The following is a 20,626-nucleotide window of genomic DNA, read 5'->3' on the forward strand; positions in this document are numbered from 1 at the left end:
ATGATTATGAGTGCGTTGCATGTCCGCGCACCGGGGATTTTTCCACGTGCACAACTTCATCCTAATGACAGAGCCTTCCACCCCATATGGTACTTTGGCACTGTTTTCTGCCGGCAGAAAGTAGCAAGGGATTGCCTCCGAGGTTTAATTGAGCTGGGCACTGAGCCGCCTAGCATGTAACAAAGACAATAATAACTTCTGGAGGCATCATGGCCGGGCGCATTTTGCTCTCGCTGATCCTGTGTTTTGTATTCATCCATGGCCACGCGGAACCCCCGGAAGACACCCGGCAGGTCATCCAGGAACTGTTCCCCTCAGCCACCGTGATCGAAGATCAGCTACCGGACCTTCCGGTTTACCCGGTCTATCAGCTTCAGGAATTGCTCGGTTACGCGTACGTCTCCACCGAATTCAGCAAACTTCAGGGGTTTGCCGGCAAGCCGATCACCATGATGATTGGGCTGGATACCCGGGGGCGCTTCACCGGCGTTAAAGTGCTGCATCATTACGAGCCGGTGTTTCACTACGGCATCGGCGAACAGGCGCTGACCGACTTTGTTGACCAATACGAGGGGCAGTCGCTTACCGAGCAGATTGTCATCCGGTCTTCAGGGCGGTCCGGCAAATCCACTTCAGGCAACGTGGTCTACTTTGACGGCGTCAGCAAGGCAACGGTGTCGATACTGATCATCAACGACTCGGTGTTGTCCTCGGCACTGCAGGTAGCTCGCCAAAAGCTTGAAGGGTTTGCGCAAGGGGCACCGACCAGGGCACGGCAGGATTACTTCGAGCCGCTCGACTGGGATCAGCTTCTGGAGCGGGGCTACATCCGAAAATTCAGGATTTCCGCCAGCGACGTCGAAGCGCAAGTTGGCCGGCCGCTGTCGATATACCCCGCCAATGTTGAGCCAGACCCCGGCGAGCCCTTCTCTGAGGTCTACTTTGCCTACATGAATTCGCCCATGGTCGGGCGCAATCTGCTGGGCGAGGAACGATACCAGACTTTTCGGGACCGCCTGGGCGACAATGGCAACGTCATGATGGTGATGTCGCGGGGCACTTACCCACACATCGGGTCGGATTTTGTACCCGGCAGCACGCCGGACCGGTTTGGCCTGAACCAGAACCAGCTGTCCATTGAGTTGCGCGATCTTAACTGGCTGGAAACATCGCATCCGCTCTCCGTCCCCGGCATGCCCGATATGAACGCCATCAATCTGTTTCGGGTTGGCGGAAATGCCGGATTCAACCCAGGCGCAGAAGCCACCTTCACCATGAATGTCGTTCTGGCCCGGAATCATTTAATTTCCGATACGGCCCGCTTCGGATTCCCTCTGGCCTACTCAGACGACCTATTCGAAACGGTGGAAGTGACCGGCGGACCGGAGTTTGTTCGCGACCCCATCTGGATTGGCCTGTGGAAAGAGCGCTGGTGGCAGATCAGCGTGCTGGTGGTCAGCCTGTCATTACTGACTGTGTTCTTCGCCCGCCAGAAGACGCTGACCCGACATCCAAAACTGGTGCGTCGATTCCGCTGGGGCTTTTTGTTCTTTACCCTGTTCTTTATCGGCTTCTACGCCCAAGGCCAGCTGTCGGTGGTAAATATTTACACTCTGTTCCTCGCCATCGAAGACGGCTTCTCATTGAACGTGTTCCTGCTGGATCCTGTTATTTTCATACTCTGGACCTACACCTTCATCACCCTGTTTATCTGGGGCCGAGGGCTTTTCTGTGGCTGGCTGTGCCCTTTTGGCGTTCTGCAGGAAATGGCGTCGTGGCTGGGTCGGAAACTGAAGTTCAAACAGATCAAGGTGCCCGACTACTGGCACCGCAAACTCATTCTGATCAAGTACCCTTTACTACTGAGCATCGTGGCCGCGTCCTTTTACTCCATCACGCTGGCGGAACAGCTGTCAGAGGTGGAGCCGTTTAAAACCAGCATTACTCTGTTTTTTGTGCGCCACTGGCCCTTTGTGGTCTATGCCTTAGGCCTGCTGGCGGTTGGCATGTTTATCCACAAATTCTACTGTCGTTACCTCTGCCCCCTGGGGGCAGGCCTGGCAGTGCTCGGCCGCTTCCGCCTGTTCAGCTGGCTTGAGCGGGTAAAACGCTGCGGGCAACCCTGCCAACACTGCCGAAACGAATGTGGCATTAATGCCATCCGAAAGGATGGGCGGGTTGACTACAACGAATGTATTCAGTGCCTGGAATGCGTGGTGATTTTGCGGGATGACAGCCAATGTGTGGATTCCATCATCCGCAATAGGCAGCTCCGAAGGGGGGCACAGATTCTGGCCACGGATGCCGCCGAGGGGCAGAAAGCAAGAACCTGAGTGGCATCCGCGTAACTTGTTAAAAGATCTGCCGTCAGGAACCAATGACCAATACACAACGTTTTAGCTATTAGCTGGAAATATATCTAACATTTTATGGTTTTCTTAGAGGAGCAATTTATGCGTTCTTTGACTCTTATCTTTATCATCCCGCTTTTTGCATCGATGGCCTCGGTCAAAGCCAGTGATCTCAGCTATGAGGCCTATATTGACTCGGATAAACGTATTAAGTGCCTCTATGGTTACGCTGCTGAAAAGACCGGAAACCATGCAGTCGCCATACGTATTTTCGAAGACTGCATCCGGCGCTGGAATGATGTTTACTCCATGATCGGATTGGCACAGATTTATGAAACCGGCATCGGAGTACAACGGGACCAAGCCTATGCAACATCACTCATGAAGCGTGGTGCTGAGCTTGATGACGCCGCTGACTACTCCTCTCTAGCCCGCTACCATTACGGCAAAGCGCTGTATCAGGGCACAGGCACCGACATGAACCAGGCAGAGGGCCTGCATTGGCTCAGGCGCGCTGCCGCTTCAGGCAGCGCGGATGCTCAGCGGTTCCTGCATCAAATTGAAACCGATCCGTCTACAGGCAAGCCAGAGGCTCAACCATAGAGCCCTGCCTTTGGTCTTGACCTAGAACCACCCCGTATTCTCTGTTACTACCCACTTTATTGGCTTGCACCTCCAGGAGTGCGGCCCGTGCCGGCCCCACAAAAAAAGGCCCTGGGAGGGGCCTAAAGAGAGTGGTAGATAAATCCCGCGCTCCCGTTAAGGAGCTACCTGGCAATTACCAGGTTTAAAAAATGCACGGTCCCTGTGCGGTTACACGAATCAGGTCCTAAGCGAAAAAATCTTTACAGCCTTCTACACATTAAAAGAACCCAAGCGGGTTGATGTCATAGCTGACCAGCAAGCACTTGGTCTGCTGGTAGTGTCCCAGAGCCATCTTGTGGTTTTCGCGACCAACACCAGACTTTTTATAACCACCAAAGGCGGCGTGAGCCGGGTACTGGTGGTAGCAGTTGGTCCAAACACGACCGGCCTGAATGGCACGACCCATGCGATAAGCGCGATTGCTATCGCGAGTCCAGAGGCCGGCACCAAGACCAAATTCAGTGTCGTTGGCGATGGCCAAAGCCTCTTCTTCGTCCTTGAACGTGGTCACACCGACCACCGGGCCAAAGATTTCTTCCTGGAACACGCGCATGTTGTTATTGCCTTTCAACAAGGTAGGCTGAATGTAGAAACCATTGTTGAATTCGCCTTCCATTTGCTCACGGTCGCCGCCGGTTAGCACTTCCGCGCCTTCCTGCTTGCCGATTTCGAGGTAAGACAGAATCTTGTCGAACTGCTCTTTACTGGCCTGGGCGCCCACTTGCACATCGGTATCCAGCGGGTTGCCGCGCTTGATCGCCTTGGTGCGCTCAATCACCTTGGCCATAAATTCGTCGTACATGTCTTCCTGGATAAGGGCGCGGGACGGGCAGGTACACACTTCACCTTGGTTGAAGAACGCCAATACCAGACCTTCAACACACTTGTCGATAAACTCGGGCTCAGCCTTCATAACGTCTGAGAAGTAGATGTTGGGAGACTTGCCGCCCAGCTCTACGGTAGACGGGATGATATTCTCGGCTGCACACTTGAGAATGTGAGCACCGACCGGCGTTGAGCCGGTAAAGGCAATCTTGGCGATGCGCGTGCTGGTAGCCAGAGCCTGGCCGGCCTCAATGCCATAACCGTTGACAATGTTGACTACACCCGGTGGCAACAGGTCGCCAATCAGATCCATCAGAACCAGGATGCTGGCTGGAGTCTGCTCAGCAGGCTTCATAACGGTGCAGTTACCGGCTGCCAGACAAGGCGCCAGCTTCCACACAGCCATCAGCAGCGGGAAGTTCCAGGGAATGATCTGGCCAACAACACCCAAAGGCTCGTTGTAATGGTAAGCCACGGTGTTGTTATCGATGGCGCTGGAAGCATCTTCCTGAGCGCGGATACAACCGGCGAAGTAACGGAAATGATCCACCGCCAGCGGCAGGTCAGCATTGATGGTTTCACGGACGGCTTTACCGTTGTCCCAGGTTTCGGCAACCGCGAGCATCTCGATATTCTGCTCAATTCGGTCGGCAATTTTCAGTAGGATGTTAGACCGCTCAGTGGTGGAGGTCTTGCCCCAGGCCGGTGCGGCTTTATGAGCGGCGTCCAGTGCGAGCTCGATGTCTTCGGCGCTGGAACGGGGAATTTCACAGATCACGTCACCAGTTACCGGTGTGATGTTCTCAAAATACTGACCTTTCACCGGGGCAACCCACTCGCCACCAATGAAGTTTTCGTAACGAGATTTGAAGGAAACGACGGAGCCGTCTTTTCCTGGTTGTGCATAGATCATGGTCTCGACCTCTTGTTTTGTGTTTGTCGAAGGGCAACGCGGCCTTTCGCGTTTACCCTATCAATGTAGACCCCGCACCTGGATAGTTGAATAATGCAATGGGGGCGAAAAACTCCTCCCTTGGTAGTAGATGGCCCGAGAGCCACGCCTTAAGCGGCATAACATGGTCCCCACCTTTCAACGCAACCGAGGCACTGACCATGCAGACCAAACACGGCTTGAAGACATCAACGACTCGGTGGCCCAAACGGTCCGCCATCAGGCCGCCTGACTGACCCCGGCATCATCGGAAACAAAAAAGGGGCTGCCCGGAGGCAGCCCCTGTAAAACCGGTATAGCACCGGCGTTACGCTGGATCAGTGGCTGGCAACCCGATCGCTCGGCAGCTTAAAAGTCCAGACAGTACCACCCTGGTTGAAGTCCTTGACCACCCTGGCTACTTCACCACCCCAGAGAGGAACCGCTCCGCCCCAACCAGTAGAGATGGCCACATACTGCTCACCGTCCATTTCCCAGGTTACCGGTGTACCCACAACGCCAGTGCCGGTCATGAACTTGTAGAGCTCCTCGCCCGTCTTGGCGTCGAATGCCTTGAAATATCCTTCCGGCGTACCGGTGAATACCAGGTTGCCTGCTGTAGCCATAACACCACCCCAGAGCGGAGCCGGGTTGTTGTAGCGCCAGACTTCCTCGCCGGTTTTTGGATCAACCGCGCGCAACACCCCGATAAAATCGTCGTTTGCAGGCTTGATGGTAAAGCCTGCCCCCAGGTAAGCAGCACCCTTCTTGTAGGAGACTGGCTCGTTCCAGATGTCCATGGACCACTCATTGGATGGAATATAGAACAGGCCGGTATCCTGGCTGTACGCCATCGGCATCCAGTTCTTGCCGCCCAGGAACGCAGGGAAAGCAACAACTGTCTCACCTTTTTCACCGTCAGCATCGGCAGGGTTGCCCGGGCGGCCGTTCTCGGTATTGTAGATTGGACTGCCGTCCTCATTCAGGCCTGTGGCCCAGGTGATCTTGTCCACGAAGGGGAAGCCACGAATAAAGTCGCCATTCTCGCGGTTCAACACGTAGAAGAAGCCGTTACGATCCGCAGTGGCGGCTGCCTTTACCGCTTTTCCGTTGTCTTCATAATCAAAGGAAATCAGCTCATTGACGCCGTCATAATCCCAGCCGTCGTTAGGCGTGGTCTGGAAGTGCCACTTGATGCTGCCATCCTCCGGATCAATTGCCAGGCGTGAAGCCGAAAACAAGTTGTCACCCGGACGCAGATGCGAGTTCCAGGGAGCCGGGTTACCGGTGCCGAAGAACAATGAATCGGTATCTGGATCATAGGTGCCGCCTAGCCATGTGGCTGCTCCGCCAGTCTTCCACATATCGCCGGGCCAGGTCTTGCCAGCCTCGCCGCCAGAGATGCCGTTTTCGATCTTTTCGCCGTCCTCATAGACATAACCCATGTGACCTTCAACGGTCGGGCGTGTCCAAAGCAGGTCGCCGGTATTCGGATCGCGGGCCTCTACGGTACCGACAATGCCGAACTCACCACCGGACACACCAGTGATCAGCTTGCCCTTGACTATCAGCGGTGCTGCCGTCATGGAGTAACCGGCCTGATAGTCGGCAACTGTTTTGATCCACACCGGCTTGCCGGTGTCCTTGTTCAGGGCAACCAACTTGGCATCGAGGGTACCGAAAATGAACAGATCGCCGTAAAGGGCGCCACCACGGTTCACAACATCACAACAAGGCATGATGCCGTCCGGCAGGCGGGCGTCGTACTGCCAGATTTCTTCACCGGTGCGGGCATCAACCGCGTAAGCACGGGAATAGGACGCCGTCACGTACATAACGCCGTCCTTGATCATTGGCTGGGATTCCTGGCCACGCTGCTTCTCGCCACCGAAAGAAAACGCCCAGGCAGGCTGCAGGTACTGGATGTTCTCTGTATTCAGAGCATCCATCGGGCTGAACCGCTGGCCCTGTACGCCCATACCGTAAGTTACGATCTGGTCAACGGTATTATGGTCATTCATGATGTCTTCATCAGTGACCGCATGGGCCCCCAACGATACAGCCAGCGCCAAGGCACTGGCTGTAAACTGTTTACCGAACGGATTCGATCTCATGGTTGCGCTCTCCAAAGTCTCTTGTTGTCAGTGTTTGCAGGGAACCGGGAATTTTTCCCGCCTCTAACCTGCATTCTTCGCCTGAGCGGCCATCGCAACAATTAATCGCCGGAACAGGTTTTCTCATCACTTGGTAGTAAGACCCCCTCAAGAAAGCCAACGCATGGCGGGCTAACAGTCAGTAACTACTTATTCGCCGCTCTCCTCGGGGCCGAGAATCGCGTCGTAGTAGCCGGGACGACTGTAAGATAGGCCGTGATTGGCGAAGAGCGCTGCCATCTCACCGGAGCGGACCATGCGATCGACAATCGCTTCGACCGCGTAACTCAGGGCGCGGTGGGTATGACGAACCGCCAGCCCGACATCCCATACCTGTTTGGTTATCCCCGGAAAACCATTGCCTGCCTTGGCGAAACCCTTGCCGGCGTATGACTCCAGCTGGTGCTCTATTTCCGCGCGCATCCCCATGACACCAGCAACCTCTCTCTGCGCCATGGCTTCGAACGCGGCGCCAACGTTGCTGTAATGCTGGACCTGATCCCTCAAGCGCCCACCAAAAGCGGAAGTAAGATAAGTCGCGGGAAGAGTGTCGACCTCCACACCGATGGGGTGATACTGGAAGACCGCAATGGTGTCCACGCCGTCGAGCCGATCTTCGTCAAAGGCGATCTGCCAACGCTCCTGCTGGTAGGGACCCACGAAAACCACCTGCTCGTTAATCATCTCGCCGGTGGAATCCCGCATATACTTGAAGGTGCTGTCGTAGGGTACCCGCGTCATGATGTCCGCTATACGTGTCTTTGCCAGGTAATGTCCCTTCCAGATATGGTTCCGTAAATCATCGCCCAGGTTTTCATCAGGGATAATCCAGTAAGGACGAAACTCCACGCCCAGCCCTTCAGCAATCCGGCGCCCAAGATCTGCGTCCACACCCTTGGCCTCGCCATCCACCTCGTAGGAATAGGGCGGGAAATCCTGGTACATACCGACATTCAGGAAGCCGGAGTCCTGCACGATATCCAGGGTTCTGTCCGGAATCAGGGAACGGGATTCCTGAGCCTGAACAGGTCCGAAGACGCACATCAGAGTCACAACCAGCGACCAGCCAAAACGATAAACCGACTTCATGCACCCACCTCCCGAAAAAATTCCAATGGCGAACAGGCTGCTTGCGCCGGTCACATAGGCTCAGGGACTGATTCAATGTAAGTTTTGATGGCCCAGATAGCGGTCTGGTCCAGGTTTTCCTTGAATGACGGCATGCCCCGCCCGGTACCGTTCATGACGCGGCCGATGAAATACTCGTCGTCCCACTCCGTCAGCTCTCTCAGATCTGGGGTCAGTCCGCCCGACATGGCCTGAATGCCGTGGCAGACCGCGCAGTTACCCGCATAGCCGCTTTCACCTACCTTCACAGCTTCGTCATGCCTGTCACCGTACTCGTTACCCTCTCGGAACGGGTTCTCGCTCAGCGCTTCTTTACCTAGATCGGGCAGACTACCGGTGTCCACTTCCTGGGGAGTAACGTCCCCATGGGACATGGCCAAACCGGCAGCGGTAAGCAAGCCCGCAGCGACGATGGCCTTTAACGAAAAAGAAGAAACTGACATGTTGTTGCACCTCTGGTTTGAATCTGCGTGCGCTGGCTGTTTGTTGTGAATGCATTACCAGCTACCTCAAACAAGTCTAGGAATACGCCACCCCAATCAGAATGCCACTTTCGCGCCCTAGTTCTAGTTCCTTGGTAGTAAGCGTCCGGAAGCGGCGCCAAAGCACGATGCTCCAACCCCAATACAAAAAAACGGCTCCATTTCAACCAATCACCAAGGTGCCGGGAATATTTCCCACTTTTTCCCGACTTTTTCCCGACATTCTTATGGTTTTTTCCGTCGCTTTCGTGTTCGTAGCGAACTAAAACTTGAACCGTCGACGCGATACAAACGCGTGATTGACAACAAAAACCAAGGGGAATCTTCATGAAGCACACATATCGAAAACCGGCTTTTGTAAGAGCTATTGGTCTTACGCTGGCACTGGGCAGTGCCAGCGGCCTGGCCTTGCAGGCGCAAGCAAAAGACGTCACCTGGGATGACATCGCAAATGACGCCGACACTGCTGGTGATGTTCTCGGTTATGGCATCGGACCCAAAGCGCAACGTTACAGCCCCATGACGACGATTAACCGCGACAACGTTGAAAGGCTTGTTCCTGCGTGGTCTTTTTCTTTCGGTGATGAAAAGCAGCGCGGGCAGGAATCCCAGGCTCTGGTTCATGACGGGGTTATTTACGTGACCGGCTCCTATTCCCGGATTTGGGCGCTCGATGCCAAATCCGGTGAACGACTCTGGGAATACAGTCATCGCCTGCCAGAGGGCATCCGCCCCTGCTGCGACGTGGTCAACCGTGGTGCAGCGATCTTCGGCGACAAGGTTTTCTTCGGCACGCTCGATGCCGGTATTGTCGCCCTCAACAAGGATACCGGGGAAGTTGTCTGGCGAGAGAAATTCGGCGATCACGAGGCTGGTTATACCATGACCGGCGCCCCAACCTTGGCCAAGGACCAGAACACCGGTCAGGTTCTTTTAATCCACGGTTCCTCCGGAGATGAGTTTGGCGTCGTCGGCAAGCTTTTCGCGCGCGATCCTGATACCGGTAAGGAAATATGGATGCGTCCGTTTGTTGAAGGCCACTACGGCCGGCTCAACGGCGAGCGCAGCACACCCACGGGAGATCCACGTGCTCCGAGCTGGCCGGATGATCCTTCACGGGAAACGGGCAAGGTTGAAGCCTGGAGCCATGGCGGCGGTGCTCCCTGGCAAAGCGCCAGCTTTGACATGGAAACCAACACCATCATCATAGGCGCCGGCAACCCGGCCCCGTGGAACACGTGGGAGCGAACTTCTCCAGGCGGCAGCCCACATGATTACGACAACCTCTATACGTCCGGGCAGGTGGGCGTCGACCCGACAACCGGTGAAGTGAAGTGGTTCTATCAGCACACACCAAACGACGCCTGGGATTTCTCCGGAAACAATGAGCTTGTGCTGTTCGAATACACCGAAGACGGCAGAGATGTCAAAGCAACCGCACACGCTGACCGCAATGGTTTCTTCTATGTTGTAGACCGCACCAGTGGCAAACTCGAGAAAGCATTTCCGTTCGTAGACAACATCACCTGGGCTACGCACATCGACCTGGAAACCGGCCGCCCGGTAGAGCCCGAAGGCCAGCGACCACCTCCCATTGCCGAAGGTGAAACCCGCGGTGAGTCCATCGAGGTTTCGCCCCCCTTTCTTGGCGGCAAGAACTGGAACCCGATGGCTTACAGCCAGGATACCGGCTTGTTTTACATACCGGCCAACCACTGGAAAGAAGACTACTGGACCGAGGAAGTCACCTATAAAAAAGGTGCGGCTTACCTCGGCCAGGGTTTCCGAATCAAGCGCATGTACGATGACCATGTTGGTATTCTGAGAGCCATGAACCCACTGACCGGTGAAATTGAGTGGGAGCACAAGGAAAACATGCCGCTGTGGGCGGGCGTCCTGACGACCAAAGGAGGGCTGGTCTTTACCGGCACCGGGGACGGTTTCCTCAAGGCTTTCGACGCTGAAACCGGCGAAGAGCTTTGGAAGTTCCAGACCGGCTCTGGAATTATCTCATCCCCGGTGACCTGGGAAATGGACGGCGAACAATATATCGGCGTTGCCTCAGGTTACGGCGGTGCTGTTCCACTCTGGGGTGGTGATATGGCGGAGCTGACCAAGCCCATCTCACAGGGCGGCTCATTCTGGGTCTTCAAAGTGCCTTCCTGGGCACAAGCCTCGCGATAACAGACCTCGGGCCTGGGTCCGGCGTCAAGCCGGGCCCGTTTTTCCGCATTCATTTGGGAAGTCAAATCATGAAATCAGTCATTACCGCATCGTTTTTACTGTTCATTACGCCCGCTTTGGCTGGCGATTACATGGCGGGCCTGGATCAGACGCCCGTCACCAATGGCTGCGCACTGGAGCGTGAGGCCAGCTGCGCTGGCGTGGACCTGCGGGGTGTCGATCTGTCAAATATGGATCTCCGTTCTGCCGATTTCCGGGGCGCCAATCTCTCCGGGGCAAATCTGAGCCACACCAATCTGAGGGGCGCCAATCTCGACGGGGCAAATCTCGACAAGGTCACCGGTTATCGGCTCGAGGCCTATCGAGCCAGCATGCGCGGAGCAACGTTACGCAACGCAAGGTTGCAGGGAATGCAGGGGGAATACCTGTTTGCCCAGGGTGCAGATTTCACCGGAGCCGACCTCACTGGCGCGAACTTCGATTTTTCCCGCTTCTCAGGAGCAATCCTGAAAAACGCCAATATGCCCTACAGCAGTTTCGAGATCTCTTGGCTGCCAAAAGCGAACCTTGAGGGAGCCAACCTGCAGGGAGCCAATCTGCAAGAGGCAAAGATGGGAATGGCCAATCTGGCCGAGGCAGATCTGACTGGCACGAGAATCCACTACGCCACCTTCGAGGGAACCTATATGGAGGGCTGCACCGAGTGTCCATTTGACTGGTGATGATGGGCGGGTTCAGACCCGCCTTGAACCCTCAAGGTGACCATAGCGGATCAACCCGGCGTCCACGGCCAGATGGATCAACTCCACAGAGGATGAGACCTGCAGCTTGCTTTTCAAAATGGCCAGATGGTTCGAGACGGTTTTGTTGCTGACACAAAGGCGATCGGCAATAGCCGAAACGCTCTCCCCGCGGGCATACATAAGCAATACCTCCATCTCCCTCTGGGTCATGTCTCTCAATCGGTGATCCACAGCCCGCTCGTGATTCATCGCCAACCGCGTTGCAACGGGATGTTCAATATAGGGTTGGCCAGATGCCACGCGCTTTACGGCCTCCGCCAGCTCTTCAGGAGCACAGCTTTTGGAAACGAAACCCAATCCGCCCACATCCAGAGCCTGCCGCACCATGGGCAACTCATCGTGCATGGTGAAGAACAGGATTGCGGCACCGCGCCAGCGCAGCCGGATTCGGCGCCCCACTTCCAGCCCCGAGATATCTGGCAACCCCATGTCCAGCAGAACCACATCCGGGCGCAACTCGCCGTATCGGGATACGGCATCGAGGCCATTTTCAATTTCGGTAATGGCAACCGCTGGCAGCATTGAACTCAGGAGGTTGGCGATCCCCTGCCGGACGACTTGGTGATCATCCACAATCATCAGTTTCATAGGGCACCTCCAGATGATGGACAGAGTTTTGACAGCGGCACCGCAAGCCGAATGCAGGTTCCTGATCCGGTGCGGCTCATGAACTTTACCTCCCCACCCAGACAGCGCGCACGCTCGCGCATGGAGCGCACGCCCAGACCGGCATTATCAGGCAATGTGTCAGTTCCGACACCATCGTCTCGCACTTCAATACTGAGCTCGTTGTCACGACGAGCGACCGCCAGAGTTGCACAGGAGGCATGGGCATGGCGGGAAATATTGTTCAGGGCTTCCTGGAGAAATCTGTAAAGATGTGTTTGCTGGTCACCCGTAAACTCCGGTAACTGGTCATCCATGGCCAGATGGCAGTCAAGACCGCTAATCTGTTGCCATTGTTCCGTTAGATGACAGATCGCGCTGCCCAGCCCCAACTGCTCCATAACCAGCGGGTGCAGATCCTGCAACAGGTGTCGGAAATGCTCCTGCATCGTTTCGCAATGCTCGGCCAGAATCCGGGCTCGCTGTTTCTGCGGATCGGTCAGATCTGGATCGTAAAGCAGACTGAACGCCTGTGCTCGTATCCCGGTCAAATACTGGCCCAGATCATCGTGAAGGACCCTGGCGATATGTTCCCGCTCCCGATCCTGCAATTGCAGCAATTCATTCAGCAGCCGGCTGACCGTTTGCTGTTCGGACTCCAGCGCATCGGCCATCGAGTTAAAACGGCAGACAAGTGCATTCAGTTCCTGTTCTCTCTGGTTTGGCAGACGGGAGGTAAGCCTTCCCTTAGAAACTGCAGTCATGCCGTCGGAAAGGCTTGATAGCGTGCGCATGCCACTTCGGATAAGAGCAAAGAAAGTCAGAAAACAGAGAGTCATGCCAATCGCATAGGACGCGGAAATCAGCAGGAAGCCCTCCCATATTTCCTCGACTTCATCGGCCGGATCCACTTGCCATCCGCTGATCGCCGGCCGCGATGACTCGCCTGCAATAATTGCTGAAAACCAGCGTGGAACCTCGTCACCGGAATCAGGATGAAGATTGTCGGCCGGGCGGAGGTGACGAATATTGGCAACAATCGAAACCGGAAGATTTGCCGGATCTCCAAGACTTTGCGCCAGCCCGGCAACCCCGTCGAGTTCTCGCTGGACATCATGGCGAGCCTGATGGGCGTACAGCAAGGAACCAATTAGATAAATGGCAGCAAACACTGCCAGCATCAGCACAAAAATCTTCCGGTAAACGGTCATTTTTACTGTCCATTTTGTGACAGACCCAATCTTCATCCATGGTAAAGCCCCAAGCTTTCACCGAAATAGTTCTTTAGTACCGCCACTTTCCTACTTTCTGAATATTTTCGCGGCTTTCTTCCCTCTCTAAGCTGGTTACAAGAGCAATAAATGCATTCAGGAAGGACAGCTTTATGAGTTTTAACAGCAAGCTTATGATCACCGCAGTGCTCTATAGCTGGCTATTGGGACCAGCCTCGGCAGCAACTCTCGACGTAAAGATCGGCTACATCCAGTGGGTACCCGATCAGGGTCCGGTACTCTCCAACGTAACTCCGGAACCGGAAGACGCCGGTCTGCGCGGGGCTGAACTGGGAATCGCGGACAACAGCGCCACTGGCAAGTTCCTCGGCCAGAACTATCTCCTCGAATCCGTCATGGCCAGTGATGAAAACCAGGCCATGGCTGCGCTCGACGACATGCTGGAGAACGGAATTGACCTGCTTGTGGCCCGCGTTCCTGCAGATACACTGCAGGCGATGGCCGAGCGGGCAGGTGATACGGCACTGCTGTTTAATGCCGGCGCCGCTGACGATGGCCTGCGAATCAGCGAATGCAAACCCAACGTGCTGCATACCATCCCCTCCTACGCCATGTTGACGGACGCGCTGGCCCAATGGCTGAACATGCGACGCTGGAACAAGGTGTTCCTGATTACCGGCCCCACCGATCAGGACAAAGCCTGGGCGGAGGCTTTTCGCCGTGCCAGCAAGCGCTTCGGCTTGGACATCATTGCCGACAAGTCCTGGACCTTCGACTCGGACCTCCGCCGCACGGCCTCAAAGGAACTGCCTGTCTTCACCCAGGCCCGTGATTACGATGCGGTAGTGGTTGCGGACGTGCGTGGTGATTTCGGGGAATACGTGCCGTTCAATACCTGGCTCCCACGTCCGGTAGTAGGCACCCAGGGGATGGGGCCGGAAGCCTGGCATCGGGTGGTTGAGGCCTGGGGTGCTGCGCAGCTCCAGAACCGCTTCCGCGACCTCGCCGGGCGCGAAATGAACAGCGAAGATTATGCCGCCTGGGCAGCCATCCGCTCCATCGGCACCACCGTAACCGGGCTCAGCGAAGCTGACCATTCGAACATTCGCGAGTACCTGTTTTCTGACCAATTCCAGCTAGCTGCCTTCAAGGGCCGCAAGCTGACCTACCGCCCATGGAATGGACAGCTTCGCCAGCCGATCCCGCTGGTTCACCCCCAGGGTCTGGTTGCGACACCCCCCCTGGAAGGCTTCTTACACCCTGATACCGAACTGGACACCCTGGGCTACGACAAGCCGGAAAGTGACTGCCAGATCAACTGACCCCAATGAAAAACAAAAAGGAATACTGACCATGAAAAATGCTTTCAAGATTGCGACCCTGGCAGCCGCCATCGGCCTTTCTGGCCAAGCGCTGGCAAGCTTGGCCTACGTGTCCAACGAAAAAGACAATACTCTGTCGATCATCGACACGGAAACCAATGAGGTGGTGGATACCATTGAGGTAGGCGCACGGCCCAGGGGTATCCTGCTGTCCAAGGACTACACCAAGCTCTACATCTGTGCCAGCGACGACGACACCGTTCAGGTTCTGGACTTGGCTACCCGCAAGATAATCGACACCCTGCCTTCTGGCGAAGACCCCGAGCAGTTTGCTCTGCACCCCAACAACCGTCACCTATACATCGCCAATGAGGACGATGCCATCGTGACCGTGGTGGATGTGGCAACCAAGGAGGTTCTGGCCCAGATTGATGTCGGTATAGAACCCGAAGGCATGGCGGTCAGCCCGGATGGTAAGTGGGCAGTAAATACCAGTGAAACCTCCAGCATGCTGCACTGGATCAATACCGAGACCTTCGAAATCGAAAAAAACACTGTGGTGGGCCAGCGCCCACGCCACGTAGAGTTTACCAAGGACAGCAAACTTGCCTGGGCATCAGCAGAGATCGGCGGCACCGTGCACATCTTCGATGTGAATACCATCGAAGAGATCAAACAGATCGATTTCCAGATCAGGGGTGTACCCCAGGATCGAGTACAGCCGGTCGGCATCCAACTCACCTCTGACGGCAAGTACGCCTTCGTGGCCCTCGGCCCGTCCAACCACGTAGCGGTGGTGGATGCCCAGACTTACGAAGTGCTGGATTACCTGCTGGTAGGTGCGCGAGTGTGGCAGCTGGACCTGGACAAGGACGAGAAGTATCTTTATACCACCAATGGCGTTTCCGGTGATGTATCGGTCATCGATGTAGAAGAGCTGAAAGTGATCAAATCCATCAAGGTAGGCCGCTATCCCTGGGGCGTGGTCATTGATCCGAATTCATGACCATTGAAGCTCGCAACATCAGCTTTCGTTACGGCGATAAGCCGGTGCTCAAGGAGGTCAGCTTCGCGCTGATCTCTGGCGGTTTTCATGCCCTGCTGGGGCCCAACGGTGCAGGCAAATCGACGCTGTTTGGATTATTGACCCGGCTTCTCGCACTGCAGCAGGGCGATGTGCTGATGGCCGGACAATCCCTCAAGAAGCAGCCGGCTGAGGCCATGCGCAAAATCGGCGTGGTGTTCCAGCAAAATGCCTTGGACCTGGATCTGAGTGTGCGTCAAAACCTACTTTATCACGCTGCCCTTCACGGTCTTTCCCGCAAACAGGCCCGCCTTCGAGGCGACCTCGAACTTGAACGTTTCCAACTCCTTGACCGAGCCGACGAGCCAGTACGAAAGCTCAACGGCGGTCACCGCCGACGGGTGGAAATTGCCCGCGCCCTGCTCCATGAACCTTCCCTGCTATTACTTGATGAACCCACAGTCGGGCTCGATGTCGCCAGTCGCCGGGGGCTGAACGATCACGTGCGCACGCTCTGTGAATCCGATGGCCTGACCGTGCTCTGGGCCACGCACCTGATCGAGGAGGTTCGCCCGGAAGACCGGGTGCTGATCCTCCATGAAGGCAAACTGCTGGCCGACGGCGCAGGGCATGACATCTGCGAAGCCGAAGGCACCCGCGACCTAGCGGAAACCTTCCATACCCTGACAGGAGCCGGTTGATATGAAAGTCGCCCATTACTGGCACTGTTTCGTGGGCATCCAGACCCGCGAGTGGCTGCGTTTCTGGCAACAGCGCACCCGCTTCGCCAGCGCCCTGGTTCGGCCGCTGCTCTGGTTGGTAGTGTTCGCAGCCGGCTTCCGGGCGGTGCTGGGCATTTCCATTATCCCGCCCTATCAGACCTATATTACCTACGAGACCTACATCGCCCCGGGGCTGTGCGGGATGATCATCCTGTTCAACAGTATGCAGGGCGCCTTATCCATGGTGTATGACCGGGAGCTGGGCAGCATGCGGGTTTTGTTGATGAGCCCCCTGCCACGGCCTTTTCTGTTAATAACGAAGTTGTTAGCAATGGGTGTGGTCTCAGTGGGTCAGGTGTATGTGTTCCTACTGCTGGCGTTACTGGTGGGTGTCGAACCACCGCTGTGGGGCTACCTTGCAGTGCTCCCAGCGCTGATCCTGACAAGCCTGATGCTGGGGGCACTGGGCTTGCTTATCGCTACCTGGATCAAACAACTTGAAAACTTCGCCGGGGTGATGAACTTCGTCATTTTCCCGATGTTTTTCATGTCCTCGGCCTTGTATCCACTGTGGCGGATGAACGAGGCCAGCCCCTGGCTGTACTGGATTTGTCAGTTTAATCCGTTTACCCACGCGATCGAGGCCATTCGGTTTTCAATGTACCTTCAGTGGAACCCGACGGCTTTTGGTATCACAACGGCAGTCACGGTCATTCTGGCACTGTTCGCCACAGCAGGTTTTCAACCGCAACGAACCCGAATTCTCGGGGGCAAGCTCGCCTGACGGCCGATTACCGCTACCCGTCAAGAGTCGGCAAGTTCACATTTCCGGAGCTTGCCGAGCAGATCAGTCACCACACCCGGGCCGCCTAGTTCGTCGTTCCACTTTAGCCGCGCAGGTTTGCCGTCCAAGTACCACAGCCGGTTGGCCAACATTTCCGCATCAACGCCGTCGTGGGTCACGCAAATCATGGCCATGCTCGGGTTCGCATCCAGGATGCCAGCAATTAACGTTCTCAGCTCATCGGCCATCATTGGGTCGAGGGATGCGAACGGCTCATCCAACAGCAACAGGTCAGGCCTAACAGCCAAGCACCGCGCCAACGCAGCCCTGCGCGCCATCCCCAAAGAGAGCTGATCTGGCAGATACTGGCCATAACCCGGAAGGCCCACTTGGGCCAGACAGGTTTCGGCCTCCCGCTCACTGACACCGACAAGCATTAGATTGGCGCACAGCGTCCTCCAGGGTAGCAACCGGTGCTCTTGAAACAGATAACCGATCCGCAGCTTGTCCCGCCCCACAACGGCACCATCAGGAATGGATGTATCAAGGCCCGCAATGACGTTCAAGAGTGTGGTTTTGCCGATACCGGATGGGCCAAGCAAGCAGATCCGGTCGCCGCGCGTTATGTTCACAAATACTTCACCAAGTACCGGTTGGCCGAAGTCACGGCCGGCAATCCTGAGCTCAAGCATGTGCCATCTCCGGCTGCCGCCAGCGATTCGACCGCCTCTCCAGCGGCTGCAGAATCGCCAGCTCAATCAGTTGGACCACCAGAATAAAGGCCAGGCTATAGGCCAGGATGGCGGCCACATCAAACACCTGAAAGGCAAGATGCAACTGGAAACCAACCCCGCTGGACCGGCCCAGCAATTCCACCACCAGTACAATTTTCCAGATTAGCGACAGCCCCCCGCGAGTGGCCGCCATGAGATAGGGGAACAGCTGCGGCACCCAGACTTCTCGCAGTCGTTGCCAGCGAGTAAAGTCATAAACTGTGGCCATTTGTTCAAGACGGTAGTCCAGGCTGCGCGCGCCCTCTCTAACGGTCACCGCCACATTCGGAACTTTGTTGATCACCACGGCCATCACCGCCGCCAACTCAATCAAACCAAACCAGACGTACATTAGAATAATTGTGACCAGGGCCGGTAAATTCAGCAGTAGCACCAGCATCGGATCAAAAAGAGCATTGGTGGTTCGCGACCGCCCCATGACAATGCCAATAACGGTTCCGACAAACATGGCCAGGGTGAAGGCCACCGCTACCCGGGCCAGCGTTGCCCCCAAGTGATACCAAAGCTGCCCACTGGCAGACTCTACCATCAGGGTTTCCAGAACCTGCAACGGAGTGGGCAACAGGGGTGACCGGAGAAACCAGGCGAACACCCCCCAAAACACTACAAACAAGGGCAGCACCACCCAATAGCTCCAGGCCGGCGGACGTCCTGTGCGAGCGGTCACGGTTGGCTCCGGTAAAACAATGCCTCGCCCATCACCGATTCTTCGCTTGCGCCAGCCAAAACCAACAGGCGCCGAAGGTCTGATAACCGGTCAGCCGTGAGGTTTGCCGGTGTACCAGCAACAAAACCGTCCCTGAGCTCGACAAATACGCCGTCGCCGGGGTTGCCCATCAATGGCCGCAGCCGTTCCCAGTGCGAAGGCATAGCCGCCAGTTCCGCTTTTGCTTGCGTCAGCGAGTTAGCAAAACGTTCAACCAGTCGGGCATTATCTTTAGCCCACTGGTCAGCGAACACATAACCCAGTACCGGCAAATCCGGGTCCAGCGCCAGGGCAGTCAACAAATCCGCCATGCGGAATGCAGACCGCCAGCCGCCCTCTCCCCGCAGCCGGGCAGAAAAGTGCCAATAGGTTATAATTACATCTACCTGCCCGCGTTTGAGTGCCTGGCTGAGCAGGGGCGGCGCCGCGAACTGAACGCTTGCGTCAGCGGTGATGTCCAGCCCCTGGGCAGCAGCAACCTGTTGCAATAATACCCAGCCTTTGCTGTCAGGGCCTCCGGCCACGCCAATGCGCTTGTCAGCCAGATCCTGGACTGAGTGAATGTCGGAACGCTCCGCGACCACGATATCCCCGATCTGAGAAGAGAAAGGTACGAACTGATAGGCGGTTCCGGCCTGGTAACGAGCCTGAGCCCACAACAGGTCGGCCACGGCGCCGTTGACCGACCCACTGGTAACGGCAAGCCTGGAAGCGGGAAGGTTGGCCACCAGTTTGAGATCAAGCCGGTAACCATGCTCCCGATCCAGCCTACGATGCTGTATGTGGTCCAGCTCCCAATGGGCGGTCCCAAATTGCAGAACGCTGATGCTGAGCGTGGGTAACGGCTGCTCGCGCACCTCACTTGCGAATGCTGGCGCAACATGCCCGTTGAGGATTAACATCAGAGTCAGGACGAAACCTCGGGGGAGAAATGACAAATCGTTTCTCAGACGCGGCATCGATTTTGTTTTTAACGGTTGTTTCATTAACTCAAGATACGAAGACCACCGCCCAACAAGAATAGTACTTTGGTGTCTGTTTTTTGGTGCGATAGTCGCATTTAACCGCAGGCCGATATGACGTGTAATGAAATCATCACAATAATAAATCGGGATTTTCGTGTTCGTCGCGAAACTCCCTGCACAGGAGGCCACCATGTTGACTGAGCTCGATGCCGAATCCTCATCGGAAAACCAATATGATGAGCCCGCAACCACCCCCAAGCACGAAAATAAACAGGTAGAAGTACCCATGGAGCCGGCTTACAAAATCCTGATTGCCGACGACCACCCCTTGTTCCGGGAAGCCATCAGCAGCGTTATTGCGTCGGGATTTAAGGGTAGCCAGATCATCGAAACGGACGATCTGGACAGCGCACTGGAGATGACCAAGACCAATGATGATCTCGACCTGATCCTGCTGGACCTGAACATGCCTGGCATGCACGGGCTGAACGGCCTGATTACTCTGCGCAATGAGGCACCAACCATTCCTGTGGTTATTGTGTCTGCCGAAGAGGACAAACAAGTCGTGCTGCAAGCCATAACCTATGGTGCGGTCGGCTTCATTACCAAGTCGTCACCACGGGCTCAGATGACTGAGGCGATTCAGCAAATTCTGAACGGGAACGTTTACCTACCTTCTGACATTATCCGTACCGGCAGGGAAAGCACTAACCGTCGGTCCAGGCGCGACGACAACCCCATCTCTCCAGAACTACTCAGCTCCCTGACCCGCCGCCAGTTGCTGGTTCTGGAGAGAATGTCCAAAGGCGAATCCAACAAACAGATCGCCTATAACCTGAATATTGCTGAAACCACGGTAAAAGCCCATGTGTCGGCTATTCTGCGTAAGCTGAGCGTGCATAACCGGGTACAGGCTATTCTCTCCGCCAGTGATGTCGACTTCAGCCAGTATCTCAAGCGTTAACATTT

At 55.8% G+C, this 20,626-nt stretch carries 18 protein-coding genes; 9 read left to right on the forward strand and 9 right to left on the reverse strand.

Going from position 1 to position 20,626, the window contains the following annotated elements:
• The first annotated feature begins 209 nt into the window (after positions 1–209).
• Together C7H08_RS08165 and C7H08_RS08170 are read left to right on the forward strand one after the other, a co-directional pair.
• A complete protein-coding gene (locus tag C7H08_RS08165; RefSeq protein WP_106671239.1) occupies positions 210–2,333 on the forward strand; it encodes a NosR/NirI family protein in 2,124 nt (707 codons plus the stop codon).
• A gap of 120 nt (positions 2,334–2,453) precedes the next feature.
• Positions 2,454–2,954, forward strand: a complete 501-nt coding sequence (locus tag C7H08_RS08170) for a tetratricopeptide repeat protein (protein ID WP_106671240.1) — start codon at positions 2,454–2,456, stop codon at positions 2,952–2,954.
• Positions 2,955–3,213: 259 nt separating this feature from the next.
• Here the strand turns inward: C7H08_RS08170 and exaC are convergent, their stop codons facing one another.
• The 4 genes from exaC to pedF form a co-directional block, all read right to left on the reverse strand.
• Positions 3,214–4,734: an acetaldehyde dehydrogenase ExaC gene (exaC, locus tag C7H08_RS08175; RefSeq protein WP_106671241.1), complete on the reverse strand. Its 1,521-nt coding sequence runs from the start codon at positions 4,732–4,734 to the stop codon at positions 3,214–3,216.
• Positions 4,735–5,090: 356 nt separating this feature from the next.
• The gene (locus C7H08_RS08185; protein WP_106671243.1) at positions 5,091–6,866 is read right to left on the reverse strand and encodes a PQQ-dependent methanol/ethanol family dehydrogenase; all 1,776 of its coding nucleotides are present in this window, start codon (positions 6,864–6,866) and stop codon (positions 5,091–5,093) included.
• Positions 6,867–7,055: 189 nt separating this feature from the next.
• Positions 7,056–7,994 carry a substrate-binding periplasmic protein gene (locus C7H08_RS08190; protein WP_106671244.1) on the reverse strand — a complete coding sequence of 313 codons (939 nt, stop codon included), beginning with the start codon at positions 7,992–7,994 and terminating at the stop codon, positions 7,056–7,058.
• A 50-nt stretch (positions 7,995–8,044) separates the two neighbouring features.
• Positions 8,045–8,476, reverse strand: coding sequence for a cytochrome c-550 PedF (gene pedF, locus C7H08_RS08195; protein ID WP_106671245.1), 432 nt, complete (start codon positions 8,474–8,476; stop codon positions 8,045–8,047).
• 366 nt (positions 8,477–8,842) lie between these two features.
• Between pedF and C7H08_RS08200 the strand changes: the two genes are divergently transcribed.
• Both C7H08_RS08200 and C7H08_RS08205 read left to right on the forward strand, forming a co-directional pair.
• Positions 8,843–10,699, forward strand: a complete 1,857-nt coding sequence (locus tag C7H08_RS08200; RefSeq protein WP_207768297.1) for a PQQ-dependent methanol/ethanol family dehydrogenase — start codon at positions 8,843–8,845, stop codon at positions 10,697–10,699.
• Positions 10,700–10,767: 68 nt separating this feature from the next.
• Positions 10,768–11,421, forward strand: coding sequence for a pentapeptide repeat-containing protein (locus C7H08_RS08205; protein WP_106671246.1), 654 nt, complete (start codon positions 10,768–10,770; stop codon positions 11,419–11,421).
• A gap of 12 nt (positions 11,422–11,433) precedes the next feature.
• On the opposite strand, the gene C7H08_RS08210 is transcribed toward C7H08_RS08205, so the two are convergent.
• Positions 11,434–12,090, reverse strand: a complete 657-nt coding sequence (locus C7H08_RS08210; RefSeq protein WP_106671247.1) for a response regulator — start codon at positions 12,088–12,090, stop codon at positions 11,434–11,436.
• Entirely contained in the window at positions 12,087–13,319 is a 1,233-nt protein-coding gene (locus tag C7H08_RS08215) for a sensor histidine kinase (RefSeq protein ID WP_106671248.1), read from the reverse strand. The genes C7H08_RS08210 and C7H08_RS08215 overlap by 4 nt, the downstream gene beginning before the upstream one ends.
• Before the next feature lie 173 nt (positions 13,320–13,492).
• Between C7H08_RS08215 and C7H08_RS08220 the strand changes: the two genes are divergently transcribed.
• From C7H08_RS08220 to C7H08_RS08235, 4 genes are read left to right on the forward strand one after another with little or no spacing between them, the layout of a single operon-like run.
• Positions 13,493–14,662 carry an ABC transporter substrate-binding protein gene (locus tag C7H08_RS08220; RefSeq protein WP_106671249.1) on the forward strand — a complete coding sequence of 390 codons (1,170 nt, stop codon included), beginning with the start codon at positions 13,493–13,495 and terminating at the stop codon, positions 14,660–14,662.
• A 31-nt stretch (positions 14,663–14,693) separates the two neighbouring features.
• Positions 14,694–15,668 (forward strand): YVTN family beta-propeller repeat protein, encoded by a 975-nt coding sequence (locus C7H08_RS08225; RefSeq protein WP_106671250.1) that lies wholly within the window; start codon positions 14,694–14,696, stop codon positions 15,666–15,668.
• On the forward strand, positions 15,665–16,387 hold the full coding sequence (locus C7H08_RS08230) for an ABC transporter ATP-binding protein (RefSeq protein ID WP_106671251.1): 723 nt from the start codon (positions 15,665–15,667) through the stop codon (positions 16,385–16,387). Before C7H08_RS08225 ends, C7H08_RS08230 begins: the two co-directional genes overlap by 4 nt.
• A gap of 1 nt (position 16,388) precedes the next feature.
• The gene (locus C7H08_RS08235; RefSeq protein ID WP_106671252.1) at positions 16,389–17,192 is read left to right on the forward strand and encodes an ABC transporter permease; all 804 of its coding nucleotides are present in this window, start codon (positions 16,389–16,391) and stop codon (positions 17,190–17,192) included.
• A gap of 20 nt (positions 17,193–17,212) precedes the next feature.
• Here C7H08_RS08235 and C7H08_RS08240 read toward each other — a convergent pair whose 3' ends face one another.
• The 3 genes from C7H08_RS08240 to C7H08_RS08250 are packed head-to-tail and all read right to left on the reverse strand — an operon-like array spanning position 17,213 to position 19,594.
• A complete protein-coding gene (locus C7H08_RS08240) occupies positions 17,213–17,884 on the reverse strand; it encodes an ABC transporter ATP-binding protein (RefSeq protein ID WP_106671253.1) in 672 nt (223 codons plus the stop codon).
• Positions 17,877–18,653, reverse strand: a complete 777-nt coding sequence (locus C7H08_RS08245; protein WP_106671254.1) for an ABC transporter permease — start codon at positions 18,651–18,653, stop codon at positions 17,877–17,879. Before C7H08_RS08245 ends, C7H08_RS08240 begins: the two co-directional genes overlap by 8 nt.
• Positions 18,650–19,594 carry an ABC transporter substrate-binding protein gene (locus tag C7H08_RS08250; protein ID WP_106671553.1) on the reverse strand — a complete coding sequence of 315 codons (945 nt, stop codon included), beginning with the start codon at positions 19,592–19,594 and terminating at the stop codon, positions 18,650–18,652. Before C7H08_RS08250 ends, C7H08_RS08245 begins: the two co-directional genes overlap by 4 nt.
• A gap of 349 nt (positions 19,595–19,943) precedes the next feature.
• Here C7H08_RS08250 and C7H08_RS08255 point away from each other — a divergent pair, with 349 nt between their 5' ends.
• Entirely contained in the window at positions 19,944–20,621 is a 678-nt protein-coding gene (locus C7H08_RS08255; RefSeq protein WP_188445235.1) for a response regulator, read from the forward strand.
• Positions 20,622–20,626 lie beyond the last annotated feature (5 nt).

Source organism: Marinobacter halophilus, from assembly GCF_003007685.1.
In the GTDB taxonomy this organism is placed as follows: Bacteria; Pseudomonadota; Gammaproteobacteria; order Pseudomonadales; family Oleiphilaceae; genus Marinobacter; species Marinobacter halophilus.